This is a genomic window from Mesorhizobium sp. M5C.F.Ca.IN.020.29.1.1, assembly GCF_003997375.1.
Taxonomy (GTDB): domain Bacteria; phylum Pseudomonadota; class Alphaproteobacteria; order Rhizobiales; family Rhizobiaceae; genus Mesorhizobium; species Mesorhizobium wenxiniae.
The window spans coordinates 1-5,125 of record NZ_RZSW01000461.1 but is presented as its reverse complement, the minus strand read 5'-3'; the positions used below and the strand labels follow the sequence as shown (position 1 = coordinate 5,125).

At 63.2% G+C, this 5,125-nt stretch carries 5 protein-coding genes; all 5 read right to left on the bottom strand.

All coding sequences use genetic code 11. From position 1 onward, the window contains the following. Positions 1-914: glycosyltransferase (locus tag EOA85_RS27080; RefSeq protein ID WP_127211815.1), on the bottom strand; the 914-nt coding region annotated here is incomplete at its 3' end. Then, a complete protein-coding gene (locus EOA85_RS27075; RefSeq protein WP_127211814.1) occupies positions 911-2,005 on the bottom strand; it encodes a glycosyltransferase in 1,095 nt (364 codons plus the stop codon). The genes EOA85_RS27080 and EOA85_RS27075, both read right to left, overlap by 4 nt. Continuing rightward, on the bottom strand, positions 2,002-3,132 hold the full coding sequence (locus EOA85_RS27070) for a glycosyltransferase (protein WP_127211813.1): 1,131 nt from the start codon (positions 3,130-3,132) through the stop codon (positions 2,002-2,004). The genes EOA85_RS27075 and EOA85_RS27070 overlap by 4 nt, the downstream gene beginning before the upstream one ends. 2 nt (positions 3,133-3,134) lie before the next feature. Further along, complete coding sequence (locus tag EOA85_RS27065) at positions 3,135-4,196, bottom strand: glycosyltransferase family 4 protein (RefSeq protein WP_164759909.1); 1,062 nt, start codon at positions 4,194-4,196, stop codon at positions 3,135-3,137. 23 nt (positions 4,197-4,219) lie between these two features. Next, on the bottom strand, positions 4,220-5,125 hold a 906-nt coding region (locus tag EOA85_RS27060; protein WP_127211811.1), incomplete at its 5' end, for a TIGR04295 family B12-binding domain-containing radical SAM protein.

Sequence of the window (5,125 nt, the reverse complement as noted above, 5' to 3'; positions counted from 1 at the left end):
GCCGTATTGATCGTGGCTGTCGGAAAGAAGCTATCCAGACCGGTCCAGCGATCGCTGATGATCGCCGTGCCACAGGCAGCCGCCTCGAAGAGACGTACGCTGGGAGACCACCCAGCCGCTATCATGGAGCTGCGTGTGACGTTCAACGTGTAGCGCTGGCGGCTGTAGAAAGCGGCGTGGTCTGCCGGCGGCAAGTGCTCGATGCGATCGACGTTGCTTGGCCAGACGGTCTCGGACGGGAATTGCGAGCCGGCCACGACGAAGCGACGGTCCGGCATGCGTCTTGCCGGTTCAAGCAGGAGAGCATCCAGTGTCGCCTGCCGGTCCGAGCTGTAGGTGCCGAGGTAGCCAAGGTCCCAGCAGATCGGATCGGACGTTCGGCGATGCCGCTCCGGGTCGACGGAGCAGTAGAGCGGCTCGGCGCGCCGTGCACCAAAATCCGCCGCCAAACGGGCGAGCGTTGGCCCGCCGGTGAATGAGAAATAGACGTCGAAATACGGAATCTGCCGTCGGCATATGTAGTCGCAATCATTCGCGGCGAGCTTTGCCAGCGTGACCGGCGTGTCGATGTCGTAGAAGCAGAACTGGCCCGTGCACAAGGACGCGACGATGTCGATGACGGCTCGCCCCTCCGGAACGAAGGACCCAACCACCACGACATCTGCCTGCTGCAGGCAGCGAGCATACGTCCGACGAAGATCGTTCGTCGTTTCGTAGTAGCGCAACGTGCAGAAATCCGGGTCGCGCAAATCGCGATGGCTTGCATACCATGGCACGTCGCGTTCGAGGAAGGTGATGCGATGGCCGAGCTCGTGCAGGCCCTTCAGCAACCCTCGAAAGGTCGTGGCGTGGCCGTTTCCCCATGAAGAGGACAAAGACAGGCCAAGAAAGACGATATCGAGCCGCTTGGTCATTCCGCTGCCTCCACGGTGGGGCGTTCGAAATGACGCCTGAAAACGGCGTCGGCCACGGCTGCCCTTAGCGCATAGGTATGCTCGGCGAGAACACGCCGAAGCGCAGATGCACCGATCGCCCTTGCCTGCTGGGGTGTGAGGGTGCGCATGATTTCGGCGACATCGTTGCCGTCGCGCGCCACCAGGATCTCTTCCCCAGGGACCAGGAACAATTCGACGCCGAGCCAGGCGTCGGTGATGAGGCATGCGCCGGCACCCGCAGCCTCGAAGACGCGCGTGGCAGGTGAAAAGCCGTTGGCGGCCATGCTGTCGCGGCTGATGTTCAGCACCGCCTTGGATGTGACATTGAACGCATTGTGGTCGCGCGTCCCGACGTGGCCGAGCCATGCGACATTTGCCGGAAGCTGCTTGTCACCCCAACCGGATCCGCCGAGCAGGAAATGCTGATCGCCCGAACGGCTGGCCGGATCGAGGAAGAAGGCTTCGACGCGTGCTTCACGATCCGGCAGGCGGTTGCCGAGAAAGGCGAGGTCGCAAGCGAAACGCTTATCCTTCGCGACCGGATGATGCGTTTCGGGATCGAGCGCATTGTAGATCGGCACGCACTCAGCCGCCCCCAGCGCACGATAGGCCCAGACGACCGGGTCGCCGCCGCCGTAGGTGAGGACAAGGTCGATCTCCCGCAACGCGCGGTGAAGGGGGTGGTCCGGCTCGTCGCGCAATTGGCCCAGAGTGGCCGGTGCGTCGACATCCCAGAACACTGTCAGCGCATCCGCACGGGCGTGGTCGAGTACGGCGCGCAGCAGCGCCTCGTCCTCGAAGCCTACTCCGCTCGCCTTGACGACGACGTCGGCTTCGCGTGCGCTTGCTGCCACCTGCATCAGCGCATGCGGGGTCGCCTCGTAGACGACGACGTTGCACCAGTCTGGTGGCTCGATATCGCGGTTCTTCTGCCTGTCGTAGACGTCCGGTTCATAGAAAGTGATCTCGTAGCCGAGCTGAGAAAGAGCCTTGAGCAATCCGCGGTAATAGGTCGCCGCGCCGTTCCAATAGGACGACAGCAGGCTCGACCCATAAAATGCAATCTTCATGCGACTGTCTCCTCTAGGGCGATGGGACCGATGGCTTGGCGGTTGCCGCATTCGGCGAGCACGCCGAACAACTCGTCCGCCCGGTGCCGGCAAGTGTGTCGCCTCCCAATGGTTTCGAGGCCGGATTTCACCAGTGAGGCGGCCAGGTCAGCATCGTCCAGCACGTCGCGAAGATGACGGCACATCTCGGATCCGTCGCCCGCGAAAAGGAAGTCGATGCCTGGCCTGAAGAGTTGCTCGACATCGGTCCAAGGCGCCGAAACGAGCGGGATGCCACAGGCGAGAGCCTCGAACATGCGGATCGTCGGAATTCCGGGCAGGCTCTCCCGATAGGGGCGCCGCGGGATGTGGACGGTTACGCGGTGGGCCGCGAATGCCTTGGGCACGTCGGCATTGGCAATCCAGCCTTCGTAACCCAGGCCGGCGGCGGCAAGATCGGCGAGCGCTTCGCGTGGATAGCGCACGCCATGAACAGTGCCACCCAGGCCAAGTTCTTCCACTGGATTGATCAGGAATTCCTTGATTTCGGCACTGCGCTCGTCGTCGCCCCAGTTGCCGATCCAGATCACGTCGGATGTAGGGTCGATCTCCGGGTGCGGCTTGAACAGGCGCTCATCCGCCGCCTCGTGCCAGGTGAAAGCACGTTTGCCCCAGCCGGCGCGAAGATAGCTTTCCCGCAACGCTTCGCCGAAGGCGAGCACGCCGTCATAATGCTCCAGCCGCAGAGCCGAGATCGCTTGCGTCGCCGAGACGGCGCGATGATGGGTGTCATGGAACAGAAGCGTGAAACCGCCTCCGTTCGCTTTTGCCCTGCCGATGCGCGCGACAAGGTCCGGGTCAGTCCATTCGTGGACGATCACCACATCGGCGCCGGCAATCCAGCCTTCATGGACGAAGGAGGCGTCGTAGGTCACCGGCATCAGCTCCGGAAAATCCTTTCTGAAGCGCTCGACCGCGAAGGGCCCTTTCTCTGCCAGGAGGTTCGAACGGCTCCAGCCGTCTGAGGGCTCCAGCGCGATCGCCTGATGTCCGCGTGCAACGAGTTCCCGCATGATGCCGCGCAGGAAATGTGCGTTGCCGTGGTTCCAGTCGGAAACGACCGAATGGGTATAGAACAGGAACCGCATCGTCAGCGTTCCGCAACGGCCAGGGCGGCCCGATCGTAGATCTCGTGCATGGCCGCCGCTTGCCTTGCCGGTGAAAACTTGCGCGCTCGGCGTGCGGCGGCTTCGCCGAGCCGGCGCCTATATCGGGCGTCGTCAGAGAGACGATCGACACATCTGGCGAGATCGCGTGGATCATGGACGTCGTAGAACATAGCCGCGCCGTTCCACAATTCGCGATAGGTCGGGATATCGGCAAGCACCAAAGGTGTTGCGGATGTGGCTGCCTCCAGCACGGCAAGGCCGAAGGGTTCGTAGACGGATGGCGACACGAAGATGCCGGCCTGCGCCATCAACCGACGTACTTCATCGTGGCAGACAGAACCCAGAGGAGCGAGGTTGCTGAAACTGGTGCGTTGCCCATCGGCGCCCTCGAGCGGCCCGGCAGCGAAGACCGGCCATGTCGTCAGCGATGCTGCCTGGTCCAGCGTAGCTGCGTTCTTTCCTTCGTCCCACCAGCGCGCGGCGGCGAGAACCATTGGTTCGCGCGTCTCTGCCTTTGGACCTGGCCGTGTGCCGTTGCTGACAACGCTCAGGCGGGCGATCGGCCCGTAGCAGGCCTCGAGCATGTCGGCATGGCTGCGGCTGGGCGCGATTACGGCATTTGCCCAATCGAAACCGCGTCTGTTACGGTCCTTCTGCCAGGCCCATTCGCCGTCCACAGCCTGTCCCCTGACGGCGTGGAGCCACGTCACAACGCATGAATGCGAGACCGCCACGATCGGGCAAGGCACATCAAGTCCCACGGCCTGCGTCGGCGCATTGAGATGGACGAGGTCGATCGCGCAATCGCAAACAAGCGCGCGCAATTCCTGCGGCAATCTTTCCAGATCGCTCTCATTCCGCGTCATCCAGTCCGGCGGTGTCTTGAGCCACGCCAAGGCCGCGAAAGCCTGCACCTCCTTCGCCTGCTCCTCGGACGGTTCCGGGCCTAACCCGGCGAGCACGATGCTGTCGCCGCCGTGAGCCAACTCCCGCGCCAGATCAAGCGCGTAGCGCCAGACGCCGCCGACGGCATCGACGGTCATTAGGATTCGCCGCGGGCGGCGGATCAGTGACTGCAACATGTCGCCTCCAACTCGGCCAACGCGCGCGGACGTTTCTCCTGGATGTCGCTGAACGTCCGGAACGAGGCCAGGTAATGCTCGTGGGCGCGCTCCCAGGCGAGATCGTCGGGCTCGCCCCAAAGCTCGCGATAGCTGGGCGAACTGGGGTAGGGATAGAGCGGCACCGGTTCATTGGCCCACACACCGCGGTCGATGAGGTGCTTGCGCCAATGATCGACCAGAGCGGGATCGTCCTCGATCACGCCGATCAGATTGGCCTGGACGAACGGAACGTGACGTCGTGCATTGACCAGCAGCGCGGCCAGTTCCTCGGTGCCCAGCCGGCAACGCTTTGCCAGCATGGCCCGGCCTTCCACGGTCAGACTTTCGAGGCCGGCCTCGATGGAAACGCAGCCGGCGGCGCCCAGTAATTCGAGGAGCTCCGGCTTCCAAAGGTCGATGCGGGTCTGCACGCCGAACTTGACGTCGCGGTCGACCAGTGCCTCCAGCAGCGCCTTCTGCGGCAGGAAGATTTCGTCGATAAAATAGACATAGCCGACGCCTTGGCCGATCAGCCGATCAATTTCCATCACGATCGCATCGTGGTTCCTGCGGCGATAGGCGTCGCGGAAATCGATCTTGGCACAGAAGCTGCAATTGTAGGGGCAGCCGCGAGACGCTTCGACCTCCGCTCCGAAACCCACTTGATTGTCGTCGAACCTGTGGTGATGGTGCGAATGGGCAGCAATCCAATCGGACGGCCAGTTGAGGGGCGGATGACCGACAAACGAGCTGGCGTGGACGCCGCCATTGCCGACAGTTTTTCCCTCGTGGAGATGAGCGGTGTGGGGCAGTGCGTTCCAATTGTCACGGCGGGGGGGTTCGGCGGCGGGCTCCCCGCGTTTCCCTCG